General features: G+C 62.5%; 18 protein-coding genes. 2 read left to right on the top strand and 16 right to left on the bottom strand.

What is annotated here, in order from left to right:
• Position 1: 1 nt before the first annotated feature.
• Both N511_RS0108710 and N511_RS0108705 read left to right on the top strand, forming a co-directional pair.
• Positions 2 to 820 (top strand): OmpA family protein, encoded by an 819-nt coding sequence (locus N511_RS0108710; protein ID WP_037026558.1) that lies wholly within the window; start codon positions 2 to 4, stop codon positions 818 to 820.
• Positions 817 to 2,355 carry a TIGR04222 domain-containing membrane protein gene (locus tag N511_RS0108705; protein ID WP_027678938.1) on the top strand — a complete coding sequence of 513 codons (1,539 nt, stop codon included), beginning with the start codon at positions 817 to 819 and terminating at the stop codon, positions 2,353 to 2,355. Before N511_RS0108710 ends, N511_RS0108705 begins: the two co-directional genes overlap by 4 nt.
• A 5-nt stretch (positions 2,356 to 2,360) precedes the next feature.
• Here N511_RS0108705 and tssA read toward each other — a convergent pair whose 3' ends face one another.
• The 16 genes from tssA to N511_RS0108625 form a co-directional block, all read right to left on the bottom strand.
• On the bottom strand, positions 2,361 to 3,437 hold the full coding sequence (tssA, locus tag N511_RS0108700; protein WP_027678937.1) for a type VI secretion system protein TssA: 1,077 nt from the start codon (positions 3,435 to 3,437) through the stop codon (positions 2,361 to 2,363).
• A 38-nt stretch (positions 3,438 to 3,475) separates the two neighbouring features.
• The gene (locus tag N511_RS0108695) at positions 3,476 to 3,883 is read right to left on the bottom strand and encodes a hypothetical protein (protein ID WP_027678936.1); all 408 of its coding nucleotides are present in this window, start codon (positions 3,881 to 3,883) and stop codon (positions 3,476 to 3,478) included.
• A gap of 170 nt (positions 3,884 to 4,053) precedes the next feature.
• Positions 4,054 to 4,551 carry a DUF6708 domain-containing protein gene (locus N511_RS0108690; protein WP_155954034.1) on the bottom strand — a complete coding sequence of 166 codons (498 nt, stop codon included), beginning with the start codon at positions 4,549 to 4,551 and terminating at the stop codon, positions 4,054 to 4,056.
• A gap of 40 nt (positions 4,552 to 4,591) precedes the next feature.
• On the bottom strand, positions 4,592 to 5,014 hold the full coding sequence (locus N511_RS0108685) for a hypothetical protein (protein ID WP_155954033.1): 423 nt from the start codon (positions 5,012 to 5,014) through the stop codon (positions 4,592 to 4,594).
• 500 nt (positions 5,015 to 5,514) lie between these two features.
• Entirely contained in the window at positions 5,515 to 6,285 is a 771-nt protein-coding gene (locus tag N511_RS0108680; RefSeq protein WP_442965437.1) for a DUF6708 domain-containing protein, read from the bottom strand.
• 367 nt (positions 6,286 to 6,652) lie between these two features.
• Positions 6,653 to 9,289, bottom strand: a complete 2,637-nt coding sequence (locus N511_RS0108675; RefSeq protein ID WP_027678932.1) for a T6SS effector BTH_I2691 family protein — start codon at positions 9,287 to 9,289, stop codon at positions 6,653 to 6,655.
• 12 nt (positions 9,290 to 9,301) lie between these two features.
• Positions 9,302 to 10,438 carry a DUF4123 domain-containing protein gene (locus N511_RS0108670; protein WP_027678931.1) on the bottom strand — a complete coding sequence of 379 codons (1,137 nt, stop codon included), beginning with the start codon at positions 10,436 to 10,438 and terminating at the stop codon, positions 9,302 to 9,304.
• On the bottom strand, positions 10,435 to 13,194 hold the full coding sequence (locus N511_RS0108665; protein ID WP_027678930.1) for a type VI secretion system Vgr family protein: 2,760 nt from the start codon (positions 13,192 to 13,194) through the stop codon (positions 10,435 to 10,437). The genes N511_RS0108670 and N511_RS0108665 overlap by 4 nt, the downstream gene beginning before the upstream one ends.
• A 21-nt stretch (positions 13,195 to 13,215) precedes the next feature.
• Positions 13,216 to 15,939, bottom strand: a complete 2,724-nt coding sequence (tssH, locus tag N511_RS0108660) for a type VI secretion system ATPase TssH (protein WP_027678929.1) — start codon at positions 15,937 to 15,939, stop codon at positions 13,216 to 13,218.
• A gap of 39 nt (positions 15,940 to 15,978) precedes the next feature.
• Positions 15,979 to 17,070 (bottom strand): type VI secretion system baseplate subunit TssG, encoded by a 1,092-nt coding sequence (tssG, locus tag N511_RS0108655; RefSeq protein ID WP_027678928.1) that lies wholly within the window; start codon positions 17,068 to 17,070, stop codon positions 15,979 to 15,981.
• Entirely contained in the window at positions 17,034 to 18,884 is a 1,851-nt protein-coding gene (gene tssF / locus N511_RS0108650) for a type VI secretion system baseplate subunit TssF (protein WP_027678927.1), read from the bottom strand. The genes tssG and tssF overlap by 37 nt, the downstream gene beginning before the upstream one ends.
• Before the next feature lie 78 nt (positions 18,885 to 18,962).
• Positions 18,963 to 19,436 (bottom strand): type VI secretion system baseplate subunit TssE, encoded by a 474-nt coding sequence (tssE, locus tag N511_RS0108645; RefSeq protein ID WP_009241814.1) that lies wholly within the window; start codon positions 19,434 to 19,436, stop codon positions 18,963 to 18,965.
• A gap of 68 nt (positions 19,437 to 19,504) precedes the next feature.
• Positions 19,505 to 20,008: an Hcp family type VI secretion system effector gene (locus N511_RS0108640; RefSeq protein WP_009241815.1), complete on the bottom strand. Its 504-nt coding sequence runs from the start codon at positions 20,006 to 20,008 to the stop codon at positions 19,505 to 19,507.
• Positions 20,009 to 20,113: 105 nt separating this feature from the next.
• Positions 20,114 to 21,598 carry a type VI secretion system contractile sheath large subunit gene (gene tssC, locus N511_RS0108635; protein ID WP_027678926.1) on the bottom strand — a complete coding sequence of 495 codons (1,485 nt, stop codon included), beginning with the start codon at positions 21,596 to 21,598 and terminating at the stop codon, positions 20,114 to 20,116.
• Positions 21,591 to 22,103: a type VI secretion system contractile sheath small subunit gene (gene tssB / locus N511_RS0108630; protein WP_009241817.1), complete on the bottom strand. Its 513-nt coding sequence runs from the start codon at positions 22,101 to 22,103 to the stop codon at positions 21,591 to 21,593. Before tssB ends, tssC begins: the two co-directional genes overlap by 8 nt.
• A 34-nt stretch (positions 22,104 to 22,137) precedes the next feature.
• Positions 22,138 to 22,767, bottom strand: a complete 630-nt coding sequence (locus N511_RS0108625) for a hypothetical protein (protein WP_037026711.1) — start codon at positions 22,765 to 22,767, stop codon at positions 22,138 to 22,140.
• Positions 22,768 to 22,939 lie beyond the last annotated feature (172 nt).

The raw sequence follows: 22,939 nt of genomic DNA, 5'->3' as shown, positions 1-22,939 counted from the left end.
CATGGGTCTGGATGCAATCAAGCGCGGCTTCCGGCCTGCAACCCTCCTGGCGAGCGCCGCCATGCTGGCGTACGTGGCAAGTGCCCTGCCCGCGCATGCCGCAGCGGGCGATGCCGCGCCTGTGCCCGGCCAGGTCGTGGCCGGCGGCATGGTGCCGGACGAAGCCACCAAGGCGACCGTGCTGGCCAAGCTGCGCGAGCTGTACGGCAGTGCCAACGTGGTCGACCAGATCGAAGTCGGCAACGTGGTGTCGCCGCCCAACTGGTCGGCCAATGTGCAGAAGATCCTGTCGCCGGCCATCAAGCAGGTGAACCGCGGGCAGCTCAACATCGACGGCACCCAGGTCTCCCTGCATGGCGACGTCGGCAACGAGGCGCAGCGCCAGCAACTGACCAGCGACATGGCGACCGCGCTGGGCCAGAGCTACACGATCAAGAATGGGCTGCGTGTGGCGGCGGTGTCTGAGCAAGGGCTGCTGGACCAGACGCTGGCCAACCGCATCATCGAGTTCGAAACGGGCAGTGCCACGCTCACGCCCAAGGGCCGCGCGATTCTCGATGAAATGGCCGCCGTGCTGCCGCGCCTGAATGGCCGCAAGATCGAAATCGTCGGCCACACCGACAACTCCGGCAGCCGCGCGTTGAACCTCAACCTGAGCCAGGCACGCGCCGAGACGGTCAAGAACTACCTGATCGCCAAGGGGGCCGAACAAGGCACGCTCACCGCGATGGGCGTGGGGCCGGATCAGCCGGTGGCGGCCAACAACACCGATGAAGGCCGCTCACGCAATCGGCGGATCGAGTTTCGGGCGAGTAAGTGACGCACGAAGATCAGGCAGCGCCGACCGACGCAGATCGCCAGGCGTGCCTGCGCCGGCTGAGCGAGTATTCACCGGACGCGCCCGATGCTCCAGTGCCGTTCAGCCAACGTCTGGCGGACGCTGAAGGATGGTCGCGCTTATATACGCTGACCGTCATCGAGGAATACAAGCGCTTCGCGTATCTGGCGGTGTTTGCAGGGCACCCCGTCACGCCCTCCGAGGCGATCGATGCCGCCTGGCATCTCCATCTGCAATATTCGAAAGAGTATTGGACGGTGTTCTGCGGCGAGGTCTTGGGCGCGCCGCTGCACCACGCACCGGGGATTGGCGCGCCAAACGAAGACGACGCCTACGCACAGCATTACGCGCAAACACTGGAAAGCTACAGGCGCACGTTCGGCGAGGAGCCGCCGGTCGACGTCTGGCCGAGGCCGGAGCAGCCCGAGGCAGCCAAGGTGGCGGAAACTGTCGTCCCCACGCAGCATGCGCCGGAGCCGGTCATGCCGCCGCCCGCATCCACAGCGCGCTCATTCATGCCATCCGTATGGCTTGTGATCGCCGTCATCCTCATCGCCATCACCACGAATGTCGCCTCGGATGTCGATGTGCTCAGCTATTCGGGGCCGCGCTTTCTCGCGTTCTATCTCGGTGTGTGCGTGATGGCGTGTCTGCTGATCCGGGGCCTGCATCGCGCTGCCTACAGCCGGAACCCCTGGGGTGCCGCCGGTGGCAACGTGCCGCGTCAGCTGACACCTGCCGAGGCGGCGCTCATCACCGGCGATGCCGCGCGAATGGCACAGGTCGCGGCGTTGACGCTGCTTGATGCGGGTGCGATCCGCATGGTCCCTCCGGCTAAACGGAAACGCGACCGCAACACCTACGTGGTCGCGAACGAAGATCGAAGGCCGGAGCGCCACGTCAACGCGTGGACATGGCTGGCCCGGCAAACGCAGCAGCGCTCGCCGTGGCCGAACTTTCGCAATCGGCTCGTCGACGAAGCATCCGACATGACAGATCGGCTGTGCAGCGAAGGATGGCTGTGGACCCGCGGCGCGATGCGGGGAACGACGCTCGTTGCGTGGGCCATTGTGCTGGCGACGCTGGGGCTGGGCGTGATGAAGGTCTTTGTGGGCCTGTCCCGGGAGCGTCCGGTGATGTGGCTGCTGATCGAGATGGCGCTGTTCGCCATCGTGTACTGGGGCGTGACGGCGCGGCTGATCGGCGTCGGCCGAGCCGGCCCCACCGCGGGGGCCAACGCCGCGCTTGAGGTCTATCGCCAGCGCGGCCAGCAGGGGCCACGCGCCGGTTTGTCGACGCACGACCTGCTCTGGTTGACCGCGTTTGGCGGCACCAGCGTGCTGGCCAACACAGCATGGGCCGGATACCGATCGATGATGGGACCACCCGCCGGCGCCAGTTCCGGTGGCTCCGGAGGCGACACGTCGAGCAACTGCAGTTCAAGCAGCAGTGGTTCCAGCAGTTGCAGCTCGAGTAGCTGCGGATCCAGCGGCTGCGGCGGCTGCTCGAGCAGCTAGCCGAATCAGCTGGCGCTTTCCGAGGGCGGATCGCCCAGGCCCAGCAGCTCCTCGATCTGCGACAGCGTCGCATCGTCCTTGACCACCGTGCGCAGCCAGGCGTGCAGCGGCATGTCGCCCCATTTCGCGGCACGTGCGGCGAGGTAGGCAACGGGGCTGTGCGGCTCGGTCTGGCGGAAGAACTCGGCCACATCGCGCAGCTGGTTCAGCGCCTGGGCGCGCGTGCGGATGGGGCCGGAAACCACCGTCTCGATGACGGTGCCGGCGGCAGACTGAGCCGTCTGTTGCGGAGCGCCCTTTGCTTCCACGGCGGTTGGCTTGGGCTCCGGCTTGCCACCGAAGCGCTCCACCAACGCGCGCACCGCCTGCAAGGCTTCGCGCGCGGGGCGGAAACTCGGCGCGTGATCACCCGCCCGTGCGTCGAGCACAGACTCCAATCGCAGCAGCGCGGCGCCGCAGCCGACCACATCGTCGTGCAGCGTCTTGTAGAACGCTGGCGGCGTGGCGCGCCGTGCGGATTCAAACTGCTCCTGCGTGATTTTTCCGCGCGACAGCTCGTCAGCCTGTTCCGGATCGCGGCGGATGGCTTCGACCAGGCTGGTCGCGACTTCCCAATCGATCAGGCTGTAGCCGCCCTTGCCCGCTTCTACCAGCGGCACCTCGCGAATGAGCTGGCTCGAACGCGTCGCAAGCCACGCCATGCTGCCCGTACGCGCTTCAGGATCGTCGGCTTCCGGCAGCGGATAGAGGTGTTCCCAGAACTGCTCGCACAAGCCGGCGATCAATTCGTAGCCCTCGCGCAGACCGGCAAAGCCACGCTCCTTCGACAACGCCTCGGCCAGCCATGCGGCCAGGCGCAAATCCTTCGTGCGGTTCTGCAGCAGCGACGTGCTCTCGGCGATGACGGCGCGCCAGTCGGCTTCCTTGATCTCCGTGACCCACTCGCCCTGGTCGAGTGACGGGTCATCAAACCGGCGAGCATCCTGGATGCTGTCGAATTCTGCAGAGAAGAGCATGTCTTCGCCGCAGGGTTGAGCGCCGGGCAGCGGAGCGAGCAATTGGTCAAACGGAAGAGAGGCCATGATCTGAAGCGAAAGAAAACCGATGTGCGGTACGAAACTCAGGGCTTGCCGACGCGGCAATCCGCCAGCGCCAGCGTCAGGCCAACGAACTGCCGGTTCAGGCAGTCCAGCGTGATGTCCTTGCTGGGCTTGTACGCCGCAAGCTTGTGATCGGGAAACAGCGCCTTGAGCGCGTCACGCTGATCGTCCTGGAACGGCGCGCCCACCTTCAGGTCTTCTGTCACGGCCAGCGTGCTCAGGCTGTCGTCGGACAGCGGATAGACCTGACCCTTGAAGACCAAGCGGCGACCGTCGTATTTCTTCGACGCGGTCGGCGCGTCCTTGAAATATTCGGTCAGCACCTGGCGGTACGAAACCTGCAACGGGGTGTCGTCCTGGGCGAATGCGGGCGTGACGAGCAACGCGACCCCAGCAGAAGCGGCGGCGAGGCGGGACAGTGCGTTCATATCAGCGTGCGTGAAGGAGACGTCCGCGCGCGCGGGGCGGACGGTGGAGATGCTACGCAGGCTTGGGGCGGTTGGGTGGATTGTTTCTAAATCTTCATGTGTGGGCGGGCCCATCGCTCACATCTGCACCGCTGAGCTTCACGGGTGGCGCATTTCCGGCACAAGAGAACTCAATCGCGCGAGGGTCGCCCGGTTTGCGAAACGATCTCTGCCGGCCACTTCGGTTCCGGCGCAAGGCGTTGCCCGACGTACTCGAAAATACCCGCAGGAAGAAACAGCCAAAACAGCGGGATCCCAACCGCCGTCAGCAGCACCAACTCAACCGCGTGCATATTGGCGCGAAGCCGTGCGCCTTCTTCTGTCCGGTCAAACAACGGGTAGAACTCCAGCAGGCACCGCCGGAAACTGATATCGCGCGGGAACGGCCTGATGTCTCGCAAGTTCTTTGGCCCCTCACTCATGAAGCAGCGGATATACGCCCACATCTGATGCAGCACGAGCGGAGTCGCCACCTGAGACTTCACGATGATCCGATCCTGGACCTTGGTCGTATTCGCTTCGCACTGCGCCAAAATCAGCCCATAGCGCACCGAGTATGTCTTGCCGTTGTATCCGGCGATCTTTCCAATTTCCGCTTCGACGCGCGACCAATCCAGCTCCTTGATCACGGTCTTCCATGTGGCGAATGGATTCGCCTTGGGCACATACTCAAACAAAGACCTTCCGATTTTTTCGATCGAACAGAACCGGAAGGTCTCGTGGCGTCCTGACCCCTCTCTTGATGAGGTGAAGCAAAAGAACCGCAAGCTCGAGCAGCATCAAGGCCAGCACCGACGCGATGACCGGCGACTCTTCAGGGTGGCCCTCCTGATACATCTGGCCGATGAACGGCAGCATGGCCACAAACGCGATGGAGACGCCCACCCCAAACATCAGACCAAAACCACGCTGGATGGACGACGCCCGGGACAGCTCAAATACGTCTTCATTCACGTAATTGAGGTCGAGTGCGAGGTTTGGTTGATCATTCTTGTCGCTGGACCTGAGCGGCACGGTTGGGCCGGGCAAGTCTTCATACCAGTAGGGGCTCTGCGGCTGCAGCTTCGATGCATTTCCCGTCATCTTGACCACTCATCATCGTTCTCCGCTCTGCCTGAGCTTGCCTGAGGCACAGCGCTCCCCGCGTTTCCGATGTGAAGCGCCGAAGTCCGCTGTCTTTGCCTGCCGCGTTGCCCTGGAGCCCCTTTCTTTGGCGGTACGACAGCGGTGCATCGGCCTCAAAGAACGGCCGCCGGGGCACAACGGTCCACACTCCGCTCTAAAACAACCGGCCCATCGGACCTCCGAGAGCGGCTTTCCGCCTTCGTGCAACCAAACGTGCAGCATTGAGGCTCCCATGCCAGGCTCAGACCGTCGGCCATGCCTGTCAGAGGTCGAAATATTGGACCTCTGGCAGTGGAATGCCGCTGTTTGACACTTGCATTGTGAGGTCCACGGCTGAAATGCGCAGTTCAGAGGCGCATGTCGGGGGCTCGGATGTGTAGGCGGCTTGTGGCTAAGGAGCTACGGTGCTTTTCGGCGGCCCTCCATCGCAACCGCGCCTCCAGAATCCTAGGTGCATAGGCACACGGCTAAACGGCTTTAGACAATGCCTCGTTCAATGCATCCTGCGTGCCCCAGCGCCGCAAGAACTCGAGATTATCTTCTGCAGATAAGCGACCCTGCGCCCGATACACCATCGCGGTCATTACAGCGCCCGTTTGTACCGGGTGATCTTCTGGCTCGCCCAGGCCCGAATCACTCCCCCATTCCTTAGGAAACCGGGGCCACGCACATGTCATCTGGCTCATCATGTGGCAAGACGCCTCCATGAAGCCAGGCTTCTGCTCCAAGATGTACTGACGCCAACTGGGCTTACCGCAGTACGTCGTATATTCCTGCGGCAGATAACGCGGAATCTGCTTGTAGTTCGACGGCGCGTTTGGCGGAATCTGGTCGACCGTAGGGCCCTCCTCCATGTAGCGACGAATGTATTCCCACATGCCAGCCGCTTGCAGATCCCTGAACGGCAAAGTCGGCCCGACAAAGATCGCGTCCTCATCGGAATCACTTCCGCCCCCGTGAGAGGGAGGGCGATATAGCGCTATCGCCTGAACAGTCTCCTTATCCCCCCGTCGAACACCCTCGGGTTTCAGCAATGCGACGACCTTGTCCCAGTCGACCACCACATTGCCGCCGCAATAGCGTGGTCGCAATACGTATATCTTTCTTTTCAGTCGATTAAATCGAATTCTTCCACGCGCCAGCGTGAAGAATGCAGTGCGCATTCCGCCGACGAAGAACCACAGGTATAACAAGAATCCGCATCCAATAGCCAATGGGAAGAAAAGAAGCCACCCCATCCACAACAGAACCTTGTCTCCATCCCCTAAAGATGTTTTCACAAAAAAGAAAATGACTCCATCCGATATCAATGGATAAATGGCGAAACCAAACCACCACCATATCATTAACAACGCTGGAATCACGACAAAAAAGTTTCCAATGCCTGCTCGCCACTGCAGATCCCATCCTGGATTGCATATTTCGAGGTACGCATCGTTTTGCGCAAAAATGCATCTACCCGGGAGGCTCACGCCCTCCGCCTCGCTGGGCTCGTCAACACGCCATTGGCGTTGCCCGTCAACATTGAGGTACTTGCGACCTTGCTCAGAGGAGCGACTTTTTTTTCGCGCGTAGGCGTTTTCACGTACAAACATTTTTTCCCACCTAAATTCCAGACTGCGCGTTCGCCAACTTCTGAAGCGTGTCGCCTAGATTGTTGTGTATTGGCTTTTTTCCCTTCCGCTTCAAGCTCAGTGGGTTGTCGCGCAGCCAAGTAATCCAGTCGTCCTCTTTGAGAAGCAGAACTGCAATGACCGCTACGACAGTAAGTACCGCGCCGATCAGACCGAGTACAGCAGCTACCGCCAGCAACGAGGCGTTTCCTATTGCAAAAACGGCAACGCCAGTGCTTACAACGGTGAAAACCGTACCAGCCACGCTTGCGATCTGAGCCGCCATCACTGCATAGTTTCCTCGTTGCCCCGACGTCCAAGCATCAATCCCATCAAAAAATGCCGAGATGAGCGCAGCGGGCAGCAGGAATTTGAACGCCGTCAGCCTTAGTCCCTTGAGTTGAAGGGCTTGCAACTCATCGAATGTCGCCTGCATGCCAGGCGTTGCGAACAGGTTGCGACCTTCAATTCCCTTGAATACGGTCTCCTCATAGGCCTTAGCCCTCCAATCCGCCAAGCTTCCGATACCTTGCAGAATATTGCCGACCAACTCCGTCCCGGTTCGGACATCCATTTTCGTCTGGAATTGGGTGCCCTTGATGATTGCAAAACTCACATCCAACAAACCCGCCAGCGCGGCAGCGCGCGCATTCGGAGCCGCTTTGAAGGCATCAGCCCGGTTTGCTGCATTGGAAAGGCCTCGTTCGGCGTTTCGCAGTCGGTCTCGGTTTGCTTGAGACAGCGTCCCGGCGTACTGGGCCGCTGTCCGGCCGAGTGTAGTTAGACCAAGCGATACGAGATATCTGGTCAGCTTAGCCTCGACCTGCGGGACTGGAAGACCTTGAACAGTCTTCATCATCTTCACACTCATGAGCGACGCGATATGCAGCGGCCAAGCAAACTTGCGCAGCGCAGCGCTCTCGCTGATATTCGGAAAAGCTTCCATGAAGCCCAGCGCCTTGTCCCCCAGCGAAACCCGGGCGGCAAATGGCTTCAACTTGTCCGTGATAGCGTCAGCAAGACTTGTCGTTGGTTCAGCATTTGGCAGAGCCTGTGCAGGAGGTGATTCCTGCGTCAGCCCCTTCATCTGCTGGCGATAAGGCACATTATTGAAAGACAGCGTCTTGCCGAGCACGTTGTCATCCCATAGATCTACTTTCGCGAGCCAGGCCTTGCCCGCCTTGTTGGACTCCGTTCCGCTCATGCAGTGCGCTAACTCCAAACTCAGAGCCGCACCGCCCCCCGGCTGGTTGACTGCCGTGTCTTTCGGGCTATATAGCGCAATCGCTTGCTTGAGCGACGCCGAGTCGAGCCAGGCAACCTGGTCGCGCCCCAGGTTCTCGCGCAACGCCTGCACGTTGTTGTACTCACTGCCTTGGGCCGCAATAATCGTTGCAGCGGAAGTCGAATCAAACAACTCTTTGAACTCTGCATCGCCCGCTGCGGCTGCCCGATCTCGCTCGGCCTGCTGGTTGCGGGCAATCGCCGCTTCGCGAATGGCCTCCTCCCTAGCGCGTGTCGCCTTGTCTGCATAGAACACCCCTGCGGGGCGCCGCATCTTGTTCCAGTTATCAATATGCTCGCTAGCTTTTTGGATCGCTCCTTTCTTTACAAGATCACGCAAGCCTTGTGCACCTATGGCCGTTTGGTACACCCATTCATTACTGACACTGCTATCAAACCCTGGAGAGCTTCTTGCCTGCCATGCTGTGTAGACGGTCTGCGCCTCGCCTTGTAAGTGGCCCAACTCCTGTGTGATACCCATCGCATCATCACACGCAACTACCGCACCGTGGTTCTGCTGCAAGAACGCAGCCATTTGCTTCAGACGGGCTGCATGGGCCTTCTCATAAGTCGGGCCAGTCCGCATAACCGTAGTCGTTTCATCAAAACCTGAAGCGTAACCGTCCAGCGTCATCTTCGGAGTCGAAACCTCCTCCTGGTAATCGCCCCAGCCGCGTTCCTGCGGCGTACTGCCCATCAAGCCATACAGCAAAGGATCCAGCGCATCTATTAACTTGGGGTTCGCCAACGCAGCAAACTCGGCCACTTGCCCATTGAGCAGTCCTGGTTGCGTCGTGTCGGGCTGACTCGTGTTGCCGTTTGCCCAGCCTGCCACATCGAACGATTTCATGTACGCGGCAGGATTGGCAGAAATCACGTTTTTGAAATGCTCATAGTCAATCGGATCTGGGCTAAACAGATACCAGAGCTTCTTCACTCGCTTCGCATCTCGGATCCACACCATGCTGTTGTTCGCTTGCCTGGAGTCGCGCGCACAAGCGATCTTCGGTGCCGTTTTCCCGGGCACAAACACATCGAACTCGGTCAGATACCCTTGTGGATGCACCACATAGCCCTTCCATTCATCGTCGGTGCAGATGAGAGGGCCTCGGTCAACGTAAACGTACAGATAGCCCGCACGGAGCAAGCGTACGTTATAAACCGCCGTTCCGATCGCAACACCAGCAGGTTTGGCCTGTAGTTGCCCAGCGGGACTCAGTTGTTTGAGCAACGCCATGTTTGCTTTCTGAGCGCTGTAAGCAACTGCGTATCGCGTGAACAAGATAGGCAGCCCCTTGCGATCGCAGTTGCTGCACGGCGTTGCACAGACTTTTTCAGCGGCCATGGAAATGCTTCCTCATGCAAATTGCTCGTAGTCTTCAAACAGGCTGGCAAAGCCTTCTTCGGGATCGTTACGCAGCGCTTGCAAAACACGTGCAAGCACGTCGCGCCACCGTGGGCTGTCCCAATCAATCGGTAAACCGGCCGCGCTGTCCCGTGCGCTTTGCAGAATCGGTCGCCAGCTGCACCAGATGAAGTCCTGCAGATTGGAGTCCACCAACCCCAGCTCCTGTCCCTTGCTTAACAACCGGGTCATGCTTGCCGCGTCCGGCTGTTTTTGAGCCGAGACCCCTCGCTGTGCCAACCTTGCCCATATGCGATTCCCAATCGGCGACGAATGGGCTGTCTGCCACTGGTCCGCGTTCATCAGACGGTTAAGCGGGGGCACGGCGGTTTGCGTATCAGACGAAACGTTTCTCTGCGCTTTGAACCAGGTCGGCGCGGGAGAGGCGCTATCTTCTCTTGCAGACAAATCTGGCATGGGACCCCATGGCTGCGTCAATGACCACCACGCCTGCGTTTGTCCCAGCCACACGTTCTGCTGCTCTGTCGACAGCGTCGGCCAGACACGTTGCATGACACGCGGATCCTGATAGCGAAACAGTCTTGCCGTGTGACTTCGCGGTACGTATTGCAATCCGAGCTGAGCAAGATGCTGGGCAAGCCGCGTAGCCGACTCTGGACTAAACAGGACAGCGCAGAAGTACTGCCTCGCCAATCGTTGACCTGCCTCCTTGCTAGCCTCCTCCAGCCAACGAGCCAGCGCGTCTCGCACGCGCGCCTGGGGCAGATTGTCGGAATCTGCATCGAGCAACAAGTGGTCGGGGAACGGCACAAGGCAAGGCGCCTCGTCCTCTCGGCCCGCGTAAAAGCTATCGGGAACGGCCTCCCTCTCGGTGATAGTCTCAGGCCACTGTTCGGATAAATCGGCTGCAAGGGGATTACCTTCCCACGCGTCAAGCAGCAAATACGCGCGCAATGGACGGTCGTGAGAGGCCTGTTGTTGCAGCATGCGATAGCCGGCCGCCAACTCCCTGCACCGAGCCAGGTAATCGTGAGCCGGAACCGCTTTCTCTGCCGCGGTGGCGTTCAACATCACGTCTGCTAGATCGGCCAACATGCGATTCGTCATGTCCTGGGTCAAGCCGTTCACCGCGACACCGAGCCCGCACCGCTCGCGGCAGCGCTATCTTCCTGGACACTGCATCCCTTCAATTTGCCCTGCGCCAGGCTGTTATCTCCGCCCGCCCCACCCGGCCCCACAAACCGATGCCCCGCCCCCTTAAACGTCACCATCCCAGGCGCATGCAGTTCAATCGTTCCATTCGTCACCTTGATCTGCGCACCGGCCGCATTGACGAGCACGTGCTGCTTCGCCTCCGCAGTGACATTGCCCTGCGTGGAGGCGACCGTCACGGCCTTCTCGGCCACCAGATGGGTCTCGCCCTTGAGGCTCGAAAGCCCAACCTTGCCGCTTGCGGCATGCATGGCGATGCCCGGTGTCGCATCCCCGGCCTGCCCGAGCGATTTGCCGTGCGCATAGAGGCTCAGCCCCTCCGCGACCGCCACTGAGAGATTGCCGCCCGCGGCGACGTTGGTGTCTTGCTTGGCGATCAACGTGGCCTGCGTGCCGGCAACCAGCACCGCATCGGCCGGCGTCGTGCTGACAATGCCTTTGGGCGCCGAGACTTGCAGATGCGGCTCGCTGTAGGCAACGGCCTGCGCGCCTTCACCGGCGCTTTCGGTGTGACGCAGCACTTCGGTGGTGTGGCGCAGTTGCTTGAGCGCGGGGAGCTCCTTGGCGGCGGGCTCGTCGGCCAGGCCGGCTTTCTGCTTCTGCGCTGCGTCGGCGAGGGATTCGGCGAGGTCGCTCACGGCTTCGATCTGGCTGGCGGCAGCTTCGCTGTCCTGCAGCGATGCGCTGGTGCCGGCGCTGTGGGCGGTGAGCAGCAGGCCGGCGCCGGCGCGCACGGCGCCGCTGTCGTCGGTTGCGAGCGCTGCTCCGTGGCCTAGATCGGCCTGCCGTGCGCTGTCGATCTGTTCCTTGTGATGGCCGAGCACGAGGCCGCTTGCCGCCTGCGTGGTGCTGAGCTGCGTGCGGCCCTGCCCTGCGGAATCATCAAAGACGAGTTGGTTGTAACCCGACGAGCCCGACTGGCTCCCAGCCAGCGCTTGTGTCTTGATGCCGGACAGCACTGCGTTGTGGGCGTAGGCGCCCTGGCTCTTGCTGTCGCCGGCAAACCACGCCGGCGCGTTGCCGGTGGCGCCGGCTGCGCCGGCCTGGTTCTGGTTGTATTGCGCGTCAGTCTGGCCGCTGCCGTTGTAGGCGGCGCCCACCACGACGGGCCGGTCGATGTCGCCTTGCAGGAATTCGACCAGCACCTCCTGGCCGACGCGCGGCAGCGCCACGCCGCCCCAGTTCGGGCCGGCCACGGGCGCGGTCACGCGCACCCATGCGCCAAGGCCTACGCTGGCGCGCGCGTTATCGTCGCCAGCCGGATGCGATTGGCGGCTGGCTGACCGAGCGCCGCGTTGCCAATGAAATTGCACCTTGATGCGATGGTCCCGGTCGGTATGCACGGGCCCTTCCGCACCCACCACCAGCGCGGTCTGGCTGCCATTGACGGTCGGGCGTGGATGCAGCGCACGGCCCTGCGCATCACTCTGCTGCGGGCGCACGGGCACGTTGTCGCGCACGACGGTGAAGTGGTTGCGATAGAACGGTGCGTCGTCGCCCGCGCCGCTGTTGCTTCCCGCGGCCAGCACATCGCCGCCGCGCAGTGCGCCTAGCGTTTCGGTCAGTACCTGGCCGAAGCGGTCGTTGAAGTTGTTGCGTGCTTGATGCGTGACGGCCAACACGGCAAAGCGCTGCTCGCCATCGTCATGATCGAAGTGATCGAGCAACTGGAAGCGCGTGCCGGTCGCCAAGGTGCGGGCGGTGCCTTCGCCGTCGAACTGCTTGTCGCGCAGCTCCAGCGCTTCCATCATCAGCCGCGCGACGCGCTGTGCCTGGTTGTTGTCCTCAAACCAGTACTGACCGGGGTAATCGGTGTCTTGCAACGTCAGTTGCGGACCGTCGTTGCTTTGCTGCTGCGCGCCGAGTTGCGCCGTGCGCTTTGCGTTGGCGCGGTAGTCCCAACTGGCAATCGATACGGCATTGGTCTGCCAACGGCGGGCGCCTTGCCAGCGGTCGATCACGTCTTCCGTGGCGGTGGCATCTGCACGGCCAAAGCGGATGCTCGCCTGTGCGTTGTCGGCAAAGACGTCATTCGAATCTGCAATGACCATGCGGTGTACGCCGAGCGCATCGCCGTCCTTGGCTTCGTGCTCGAAGAAATAGAAGAGCCCTTCTTCGGCCAGCAGGCGCGTGACGAAATCAAAGTCGCTTTCGTCGTATTGCGTGATGACGCTGCGGCGCGTGTAGACCGAGCTGTCGCGCAACGCCCAGCGCCAGGCGGGCACGAGGCGGCCCTGGCCCTGGTAGTCGCCAAACAGGCTGTCGACCACCTCGATGACAGACATGTCCTGGAACAGGAAGCTGTCTTGCCGATGGCGCAGGAATGCGAGCCACGGTTCGATCACCAACCGATAGCGCACCAAGCCACCGTTGGCCCCCACCTGCTCGAAGCGCGTCACGTGGCCATGGAACGGCCGCAGCGCGCTTCGGCTCTGCTGCGTCAGCAGATCCAGCCGTACGGGCTGGCCGAGCAGCTTGGCCGAATCGATGTCAGCGTTGTCTGACAGCGCCGTAAGTTCCAGCCGGAAGCCGCCTGCGTCGATGTGCTCGGCCGCATCCAGCTGCTCCGGCAGCAGCACGTTCGGCCCCAGCGGCGTTTCCAGGCGCAGCAGCCGGTCGGCTTGGGAGAACGACGCACGTAGCAGGTTTGCCAACTCGGTCGGAGAGACCATGATGTGCTCCAGCGAAGCGACTTAGTTGATGCGGTACTTGAATTCGCCGTTCTTGCCGACGCCGACCTTGATCTTCTCGACGCTGCCGCCTTCGGCCATGCGCGTCAACACCGACTCGGCAATCTGCGGCAGCAGCGTGCCGTTCAGGATGTGGTCGACCGCGCGGGCGCCGGCATCGACTTCCGTGCAGCGTGCAAGCACCGATTCGACCAACGCGTTGTCCCACTGGAACGTCGCCTTGTGGTTGATGGCCACGCGATCGCGGATACGGCCCAGCTTGAGCGTGATGATCTCGGCCAGCACATCGTCGGAAATCGGGTAATACGGCACCACCTTCATGCGCCCCAGGAATGCGGGCTTGAACGCCTTGTAGAGCGTCGGGCGCAGCAGCTCTGCCAGCGCATCGGTGTCGGGCAGTTCTTCAGCAGGCTTGTTCAGGCAGGCCTGCATGATGGCCTGCGAGCCAACATTCGACGTGAGGATGATGATGGTGTTGCGGAAGTCGATCGGGCGGCCTTCGGCGTCATCCATCTCGCCCTTGTCGAAGACCTGGAAGAACATCTCCAGCACGTCCGGGTGGGCCTTTTCCACTTCATCGAGCAGCACGACGCTGTACGGGTTGCGACGCACGGCTTCGGTCAGCACGCCGCCTTCACCATAACCGACATAACCCGGCGGCGAGCCCTTGAGGCCCGACACGCTGTGCGCCTCCTGGTACTCGCTCATGTTGATGGTGATGAGCTTGCGTTCACCGCCGTAGAGAATGTCGGCCAGTGCCAGCGCGGTTTCCGTTTTACCGACGCCCGACGGACCGGCAAACAGGAACACGCCGCGCGGCTTGTTCGGGTCTTCCAGGTTGGCCGTGGCGGTGCGCACGCGCTGCGCGATGGCATCCAGCGCGTGGTCCTGCCCGATCACGCGGGCGGCCAGCAGCGGCTTGAGGTTCAGCACCGTGCGCAGTTCGTCCTTGACCATGCGGCCCAGCGGAATGCCCGTCCAGGCCGAGACGATTTCCGACACGACATGGCCATCCACCTGCAGCGGGACCATGGGCGATTCGCCCTGCAGCGCGCGCAACTCGGCGAGCAGCGTGGCCAGTTCGTCCTGCTCGTCCGCTTTGTCGGCAGCGCGCTTGCGCTTGGGGATCGAGACGACGTCGCTGTTGGCGGCCACGGGCAATGCGTCTTCCTCGCCGGCTTGGGCGGTACCGCTTTCGCGCGCCTCGCGCAGCGCCTGAATGCGAGCGACCAGCGCGCGCTCCTGCGCCAAACGTTCGGTGTTCTGCGCGACGCGTTGCTCCAGCTCCGTGCGCTGCTCGTTCAGCGCCTTCAGGCGCGCGTCGTGCTCGGCACCGGCGCTTTGCTCGCGCTCCAGCGCGTTGATCTCGCCTTGCAGGCGTTCAAGCGTTTTCTGGTCGTCTTCAATGGCGCCGGGCGTGGCGCTCTGGCCCAGCGCCACCTTGGCGCACGCCGTATCCAGCACGCTGACGGCCTTGTCCGGCAGCTGGCGGCCGCTGATATAGCGATGCGACAAGCGCACGGCCTCGGTAATGGCCTCGTCCAGCACCCGCACGCCAAAGTGGCGCTCCATCAGCCCGGCCATGCCGCGCAGCATGGCGGCCGCCAGCGGCTCGCTGGGCTCTTCCACCTTCACGACCTGGAAGCGGCGCGCCAGTGCGGCATCTTTCTCAAAGTACTTCTTGTATTCGCTCCACGTGGTGGCCGCAATCGTGCGCAGCTCGCCGCGTGCAAGCGCAGGCTTGAGCAGGTTGGCCGCATCGTTCTGCCCGGCCTGCCCGCCTGCACCAATGATGGTGTGCGCCTCGTCGATGAACAGGATGATCGGCTTCGGGCTCTTCTTCACCTCGTCGATCACGTTCTTCAGGCGGTTCTCGAATTCGCCCTTGACGCTGGCGCCTGCTTGCAGGAGGCCCATGTCGAGCGTGCGCAGCGTCACGCCCTGCAGCGGCGGCGGCACATCGTTGGCGGCGACGCGCAGGGCCAGGCCTTCCACCACAGCGGTCTTGCCTACGCCCGCTTCGCCGGTGAGGATCGGGTTGTTCTGGCGACGACGCATCAGGATGTCGATCACCTGGCGGATCTCGGCATCGCGGCCGATGACTGGGTCGATGCGGCCATCGCGTGCGGATTGCGTCAGGTCTACGGTGAACTGATCCAGCGCCGGTGTGGACGTCAGCGCCGCGGCGGGCTTGCCGCCTTCGCCTTGCGTCGCGTCTGCGCCGTCGTCGGCAATGTCCACGGCCTGCTCTTGCTCGTCGGAACCGGCGGTGAGCCGATCGAAGTCGTGCTTCAGGCGGTCGGCTTCAATCTGCCCGAACAGGCGCGAGCCCCGTTGCGCGAGCGCCGACAGGCTGGGCTCCGTCAGCAGCGCCAGCAGCAGATGGCCAGAGCGGATGCGCGTGATTTGCGAGTCGAGCGACGCAATCAGCCAGCCGTGCTCGAACAGCTTCGGCAGGTACGGCGAGAACGCCGGCGTGCGCGTATTGCCGGTCTGGAAGCGGCCGATCTCGGCTTCCAGGTCACGTTGCAGCGCGACCAGGTCGATGCCGCTGGCGCGGGCAGCCACGGCAAAGTCGCTGCGGCGGTTTTCCAGCAGCGCCAGGAACAGGTGTTCGAGATCGACCTCGTAATTGCCGCGCGCCATGCACAGCGACGCAGCGCGCTCGGCGGCTTGCCGGCTCGTCGCATTCAGCTTGGCGATCAGGGTTTTGAGTGGGATGGCCATGGCGGCAGCGCTCCGGAAGAATCGATGAATGTGTCGGTATCAATGCAGCGGCGCGAGGGTGTATTGCGCATCGCTGCGGTCCTGCTGCGCGGGGCGGGAACACAGGAAGGTGTCCCAGCCCAGGCGCCCGTCGTTGCTGTTGTCCAGCGTGCTGCCGGTCACGTCCTGCTGGCGCAGGATCAGCTTGATTTCAAACTCCAGCGTGGTGCCGCACAGGATGGTCAGCATCTTGCGCAGCGCCAGCGCGCCGGAAGCACCCGGCAGGAAATTGCGGTATTGCGCACGCTTGAGCGGCCCGACCCACAGGCGCACGCGCAGGTCGCGCTGCCACACCCGCGCGCCGGCCAGCGCCGTGGCGCCCAGCACGTTGTTGGTGCTGCCCAGCCGCGTGTACTGCGACGCCGGCACGCGATACCACCCGCCGACAAACTGCTCCACCCGCATCGGCGCCTGGAAGTAATCCGACAGCACGCGCTGCAGGTACGCCGCAGACACCGGCCGATGCCGGATCGCCGTGGCATAACCGGCCAGCGCTTCGTCGAGGATCGGCCCCGGCGTGGTGGAGAGATCGCGGCGCAGCGTCTTGTCTGCCGCCCCCGCCAGCGATAGCAGCAGCGGCAGGTAATGCTTGTTGCTGTCGACTTCGTACTGGAACGGCAGGCGGTATTTCTTCCACGCCAGGTAGAACAGCGCCGTTGCCCGGTTCGAGAAGATGTCGAAGAACGCACGTGCAGCGCGGTCGCGCCAGAGGCTTTCGCGCTCGGCCACGATTTCGGTGTAGCGCAAGGGCAAGGCGCCCTGCCCGCCCAGCATGCCGAAGAACGTGGGCGTGATCGCCAGCGAATCGAGCGCGCCCTCTTCCAGCGCGGCAATGAATGCGGCGTCGGTTTCAAGCATCTCGGCGGTGATGCCCTCGGCCTCGATGTGCTGCAGTTCGCTGGGCGGGAACGACAGCGACAGCGTGTTGCGAAAGCTCAGGCGCGTGGCCAGCGCCTGCTCGGGCGCCGTGCCGCCTTCGCGCGCGAACACCTGCTCCAGCAGACGCACGGCCTGGAAGAACTGGTACCGGTGCGGCTGCTGGAGCAGCCGCCGGATTACACCAGGATCGATTCGCCGCTGCGGGGTGCGCATTTGACCAATTCCTTGCCGGTGCGGCGCGAGACCGCAATCAACTGCACAAAGCTGTTCATGTGGACGTACAGGCCAAAGAAGTGGTCCAGCACACGGATGAACCGGTGCATGCCGGTGCCCACAAAGGCGTCTTCATCCAGCGTGAGGCGAACCTCCAGGCCGCGCACGAAGGTGGCGAACGGCTTGCCGGCCAGCCACTGCGTCGCCGGTTGGTAATCGAGCGCGACGATGCCTTCGATCTGCCGAGCAGAGATCGCGTTGCGCGGTAGATCGTGCAGACGCAGCATCTCTTTCAACGTCGGCAGACCGTTCTGCACGAGCGACAGATGGTTCAGCGCCAGCAGCGAGATCAATCGCCATTGCGCCGCGCGCCCGCCTCCAAACCGCATCGACGGCGTCGGCTTGCGCAGGAAGGTGATGTTGCGGGCGATGGAACTGCCTTCCATCGACAGATCGCCATCGGGCTGGCCAAACGCCAGCGTCGAAGGCAAGTCCCGGTTCGTGCAGGTGACGGTCAGGCTGAGTGTGTCGGTCTGCGGGCTGGCGGGGTCGAACTGCGTATCGACGATGGAGATTTCCGTTTCGAAGCCCGGGCTGCGCTGCGCGATCAGCTCGTTGCGGCGTGCCAGCCAGTAATGGCCCGCGCGGCCGGGCTCCTCGCCGTGATGCAGCGAGTAGAACGGCCGGAACTCCGTGACCTTCTCGTGCGCCGTGGTTTCACGCACCAGCTGCACGTTGTCGATCGAGTAGATGTCAAAGCCGTGCGCGCGCCGGCTGTCTGCCACGACCGGATAAGCGCTCGCCGTATGTTCGATGCGGATCGGATCGGCCTTCTGCTGGAACAGATTGACCACGGGCGTGCAATGCAGGCGCAAGTGCTCAGGCTGCAGGTTCTCGAGCAGGCGCGCGGCGTGCGAATCGCTGCGCACGTCTTTCAGCACCAGATGCAGCGTCAGACGGCGCACCGGCACACCCGGCGTCAGGCCGCGTCGCAATGCGGCCAGGTCGATGTCGAAGAAGTTGAATTTCTCGGCAAAGCTGAAGTGCTCGGTCAACAGCCGATAGGCCGGATGCGAGCGTGCCGGGCAATCGATCAGGGATTCGTCTTCGCTAAAGCCGACTTCGTGCAAGGGCACGGAAATCAGGCGCTTCCAGACGCCGGCGCGCTCGGCTTCCACGTATCCGGCTGCGGTGTGCAGGAACAGCGCATCGCCCAGCGCCGCCACGAACGATGGCTCGCCGTCCATGTAGACGCGCAGCTTGTCCATCGACAGCGATTCGAAACCGCCGCGCTCCCCCACGTATTCGAGCGTGATCGCAATGGCGCCCGTTGCACCTTTGGGCAATTGCACGGCGGCCGGCGCCGATACTGCGCGCTCGAACGTCGCGCCGGCCACGCGCACCGGCGCAAACGTGACGTCGTATGCGGTGCGGAAGCGGCATTCGACCTTGCGCACCATGCGTGTGGTGAGGAACGTGCCGCGCGCAATCGTGACCGGCGCGCTCAGTTGCGCAGCCACGCCGCGCACATCGAAATGCGCCACCGAGCACGACGGAAAGGGCCGCAGGTAGTGCGGATACAGCACCTCCAGCAGCGCCTCGGTAAATTCGGGGTAGTCGTCGTCGAGCTTCTTGCTGACACGTGCGGTCAGGAAGGCAAACGATTCGATCATCCGCTCGACATGCGGATCGTCGCAGCCGTCGCCCGACATGGCGAGGCGGCCGGCGATCTTCGGATACCGCTCGGCGAAGTCGCGCGAGTACCGGCGCAGGAAGGCCAGTTCTCGTTCGTAATAAGGCAGCAGCTCTTCCATTCTTCGTGGCGGTCCGGTGGCGGTCCTGCGGGTGCTTCAGTGTGTTGCGGGTGGTGCGTTGTGCAGGTCCGTGCAGTCTCAGCCGCGTCCGCGTGACACGGAATACCGCAGCGTCGACGGTTGCAGCATGGCGTCAAAACTCACGGGCTCGCGTGCGGGCCCCACCAGCAGCACTGCGCTGATCCCAAAGCACAAGGCATTGGTCGCGCGTTCATTGATTTCCAGCGACACATTCACATGCTGCAGTCGCGGCTCATGCCGCTCGATCGCCTTGGTGAGCGACTGGCAGATGTAGTTGCGGTCGTAGAAACTGGCCAGGCTCAGGCCAGAAAAATCGTTCAGGCCATACGTGAGCAGCGACCGCTTGCATTCGGGCAAGCCGTGCAAATCCTCTTCTTCCAACACGATGCGCGTGTTGAGCAAGGATTCAATATCGCGTGCCACGGTGCTCTTGAGTTCTTCCAGCGAGAGCTGGCGCAATGCCGTGGGCATGGGCGCGTGCGGCTCGTCGTCGAAGAGCTTGTCGAGCAGGCTGGGTTCGAAGCCTTTCATATGCTGCTAGAAAACAAGATGCCGCAGCACGGCGGCTGCGGCTCTTGTCATCAGGAGAACACCAAACGTTAAACCGAGTAGGTCTTGTCGTTCTTGGTGAGGCTCCAGGCGCCTTGCGAGTTGCCGCCTTGGCCGCCGGCGCTCTTCTGCTGCGTGTACTTCCACTGCACAGCGGCGTAGCGCAGGCTGAACGTGTCGGTCGGGATGCCTTGCGCGACCACTTGCGAATCGACTTCGCTCAGGATGGCGTTCTTCAGCTTGACTTCGAGGTACTTCACGCGGTTGCCTTCGCCATCTGCGCGGAAGAATTCGATGGTCACTTCACCGAAGGTCGTGCCGCCCGAAGCGTGCTGGTACAGCAGCGGGCTGACGACGTCCAGATCCTTCGTGAAGACCATGTCGCGGTGTTCGCAACGCTCAGCCGTGTGGCCGCCGGCGGTCGAAGCCGTGGCCGAACGCGGTTGGCTGATGGCCTGCGACCAGCTGTTGATTTCGATCCAGTCCTTGTGATCCTTGTCTTGCGACTCCCCCTTGATTGCCGGGCTGTCGAACTTGACGTAGATATCCTTCATACAGAGACCCTCTTCAATAGATTGGTTGTTGGTACTGCAACGGGTAACGAGCGTAACGGGTGGTTATGCCCGAACATTCCCCCCCGGGGAGAGTCCGGTCAGGAATTACGAGTTGGCCGACTTGGGCAGATCCGCCACGAGGCGCAGCGAGATCGACAGTTCGTCGAGCTGGAAGTGCGGCCGCAGGAACGCCACCGAGCGATACGTGCCCGGCTTGCCCGGCACTTCCGCCACCTGGATAGACGCCTCGCGCAGCGGGAATTGCGCCTTCTGTTCTTGCGTGGCGTTGTCGTCCAGCAGCACGTACTGCGAGATCCAGCGGTTCAGGAACGTCTCAACGTTCTTGGCCGAGGCAAAGCTGCCGATCTTGTCGCGCATCATCGCCTTCAGGTAATGCGCCACGCGCGATACCGAGAAGATGTACTGCAGCTGCGCAGACAGCACCGCATTGGCGTTTGCGCTGTCGGAGTCGTACTTCTTTGCCTTCTGCGCCGACTGTGCAGCGAAGAACGCGGCGTAATCCGTGTTCTTGCAATGCACGAGCGGGATGAAGCCGAGGTCGCTCAGTTCCTTCTCGCGGCGGTCGGTGATGGCGATTTCGGTCGGGCACTTGAGTGCGATTTCGCCGTCGTCGGTCTTGAAGGTGTGCGTCGGCAGGTCTTCGACCAGGCCGCCGCCTTCCACACCGCGGATGGCAGCGCACCAGCCGAAGTCGTCAAACGCTGCCGTCAGGCGCGCGCCGAACGCCCAGGCGGCGTTGCACCACAGGTACTTGCTGTGATCGGTGCCGTCGACGTCTTCAACAAAGTTGAAGCTCTCGACCACGGTGCCGTCCTTCGGGTTGTACGGCAGACGGCCCAGGAAGCGCGGCAGCGTCAGACCGACGTAGCGCGAATCTTCCGAATCACGGAACGACTTCCACTTGGCGTATTCGACCGTGTCGAACACCTTTGCCAGGTCGCGCGGCTTGCCCAGGTCGGCAAACGATTCCAGGCCCAGCAGCTCCGGCGACGACGAGGCGATGAACGGTGCGTGCGAAGCCGCAGCCACGTGCGCCATCTGCTCGATGAAGTACATGTCTTCGGGCTGACGCGTGATTTCGTAGTCGCCGATCAGCGCGCCGAACGGGGCCCCGCCGAAGGTGCCGAATTCTTCTTCGTAGACCTTCTTGAACAGCGCGCTCTGGTCAAACTCGATGGCGGTCTTGAAGTCCTTCGTCAGATCGCGCTTGGTCGCGTTGAGCGCCTTGATCTTGATCGTCTGGCCGGTGCTCGTTTCCTTGACGAGGTAGTGCAGACCGCGCCAGGTGGATTCCAACTTCTGGAATTCCGGCGCGTGCATGATCGCGCTCAGCTGCTGCGAGATCAGCCGGTCCAGCTCGGCCACACGTGCATCGAGCGTGGCCGATAGGTTGTCGGACACCACCACGGTGCCGCTCAGCACCTGGCTTGCCAGCTCGCCGATGATGTCTTTCGCACGTTCACGCTCGGAGTCGGACTTGGCGACGCGGCTTTGCTCGACGATGCTGTCGAGCAGGCTCACCTCTTCCGCAACCGAGGCGCCTTGCGCAGCGGATTGGTTCTCAAGCATCCTCGCCCCCGTTTTGCTTGGCGCCCAGCTTCTTCGCGTTTTCGGTGTTCTTCAGCACTTCCGACAGCAGGTCTTCCAGCTTGTCGTTACCCGCCATCTTGTTGCGCAGGTCAGCCAGCTTGGAGCGCGCTTCGAGCAGCTTGCGCAGCGGCTCGACCTGCTCGACAACGGCTTCGGGGCTGAAGTCCTCAAGCGAACGGAACTTCAGGTCGACACCAAAGCGGCCACCGTCTTCCGTCAGCGTGTTCGGCACCTGGAACGCCGCGCGCGGCTCCACGCCCTTCATCACTTCGTCAAAGTTGTCGCGGTCGATGTTGACGAACTTGCGGTCGCGCAGCTTGGGCTGCTGCACTTCGGATTGGCCCGACAGGTCAGCCACCACGCCCACCACGAATGGCAGTTCCTTCGTCTCGATTGCGTCGCCGATTTCGACGTCATACGTCAGCTGCACGCGCGGCGGACGCACCTTCTGCAGACGCTTCTGTACGCTTTCTTTCTTGGCCATCACGTTCCTCCAGGAATGCGAACCAGCGCTGTGCTTAACGCAGTGCGCCGAACGGGTCTGCGCTGCCGCTGGCAGCACCGGTAGCAGCTGCCGGTGCTGCAGTGGTGCCGTGCTCGGCGGCCGGCGCTGCACGGCGGACAACACGCGCGGGGCGGCGCACCGGCTGCTTGGCCGTCTGCTCGCCCGGGAACAGGACCTGTTCGCCCAGCGTGTCGCGCAGCATCTTGGCAAGCACCTGCGCGTCGGTCTTGACGTCACCGGCCAGCGCGCTGTCGGCACGCAGCTCCTGCAGCGAACGGCGCGCCACGCGCAAGCCGCTCACAGCCAGGATGCTCTTTGCCTGACGATCGGCGTTGTCACGCTGCAGGGCTTCTTCTGCAGCCAGGATGGCCTGCGGATATTTCTCTGCGCCGAACTGGAGCTGCGCAATGCGCACCCACGGCTCGTCGCGCGTCGGGTTCTGCTTGGCGATCTGCTGGTACAGATCAATCGCCTTGTCCTGCTGGCCGCCCTTGGCCGCAGCTTCCGCCTCCGACATGCTCTGGCCGAAGGCCTCGTCGGTTTGGGGTCCGGGGTTGGTGGTCGAGCAGCCTGCAAACAGCGCGGCGGCAGCAGACAGCACGATGAAGGAACGGAGAACGGAAATAGACGAGGATTTGGCCACGGCGAGACTCTTCAAAGTTTCAAAGCGGTGTGTCGATACCCAATCAAATTCGCCGGAATTGGCGACTTAAATGTTGGTCTCGACTGGCGCGAAATAGTACACTCCGCTCGTTGCCGTTGACAACCAAAAACGGATTATTAAGGAACCGAAACATCCTTTGTATTCAGTACCT

The sequence above is a fragment of the Ralstonia sp. UNC404CL21Col genome, from assembly GCF_000620465.1.
GTDB classification, from domain to species: domain Bacteria; phylum Pseudomonadota; class Gammaproteobacteria; order Burkholderiales; family Burkholderiaceae; genus Ralstonia; species Ralstonia flatus.
This window is presented reverse-complemented; position numbering and strand designations above follow the sequence as displayed.

What these genes read in the sequence shown, in the direction of transcription:
- N511_RS0108710 (WP_037026558.1), top strand. Translation starts at nt 2, where the DNA reads ATGGGTCTGGATGCAATCAAGCGCGGCTTCCGGCCTGCAACCCTCCTG.
- tssA (WP_027678937.1), bottom strand. Translation starts at nt 3,437, where the DNA reads ATGGCCTCTCTTCCGTTTGACCAATTGCTCGCTCCGCTGCCCGGCGCT.
- N511_RS0108695 (WP_027678936.1), bottom strand. Translation starts at nt 3,883, where the DNA reads ATGAACGCACTGTCCCGCCTCGCCGCCGCTTCTGCTGGGGTCGCGTTG.
- N511_RS0108680 (WP_442965437.1), bottom strand. Translation starts at nt 6,285, where the DNA reads ATGGGGTGGCTTCTTTTCTTCCCATTGGCTATTGGATGCGGATTCTTG.
- N511_RS0108675 (WP_027678932.1), bottom strand. Translation starts at nt 9,289, where the DNA reads ATGGCCGCTGAAAAAGTCTGTGCAACGCCGTGCAGCAACTGCGATCGC.
- N511_RS0108665 (WP_027678930.1), bottom strand. Translation starts at nt 13,194, where the DNA reads ATGGTCTCTCCGACCGAGTTGGCAAACCTGCTACGTGCGTCGTTCTCC.
- tssH (WP_027678929.1), bottom strand. Translation starts at nt 15,939, where the DNA reads ATGGCCATCCCACTCAAAACCCTGATCGCCAAGCTGAATGCGACGAGC.
- tssG (WP_027678928.1), bottom strand. Translation starts at nt 17,070, where the DNA reads ATGCGCACCCCGCAGCGGCGAATCGATCCTGGTGTAATCCGGCGGCTG.
- tssF (WP_027678927.1), bottom strand. Translation starts at nt 18,884, where the DNA reads ATGGAAGAGCTGCTGCCTTATTACGAACGAGAACTGGCCTTCCTGCGC.
- tssE (WP_009241814.1), bottom strand. Translation starts at nt 19,436, where the DNA reads ATGAAAGGCTTCGAACCCAGCCTGCTCGACAAGCTCTTCGACGACGAG.
- N511_RS0108640 (WP_009241815.1), bottom strand. Translation starts at nt 20,008, where the DNA reads ATGAAGGATATCTACGTCAAGTTCGACAGCCCGGCAATCAAGGGGGAG.
- tssC (WP_027678926.1), bottom strand. Translation starts at nt 21,598, where the DNA reads ATGCTTGAGAACCAATCCGCTGCGCAAGGCGCCTCGGTTGCGGAAGAG.
- tssB (WP_009241817.1), bottom strand. Translation starts at nt 22,103, where the DNA reads ATGGCCAAGAAAGAAAGCGTACAGAAGCGTCTGCAGAAGGTGCGTCCG.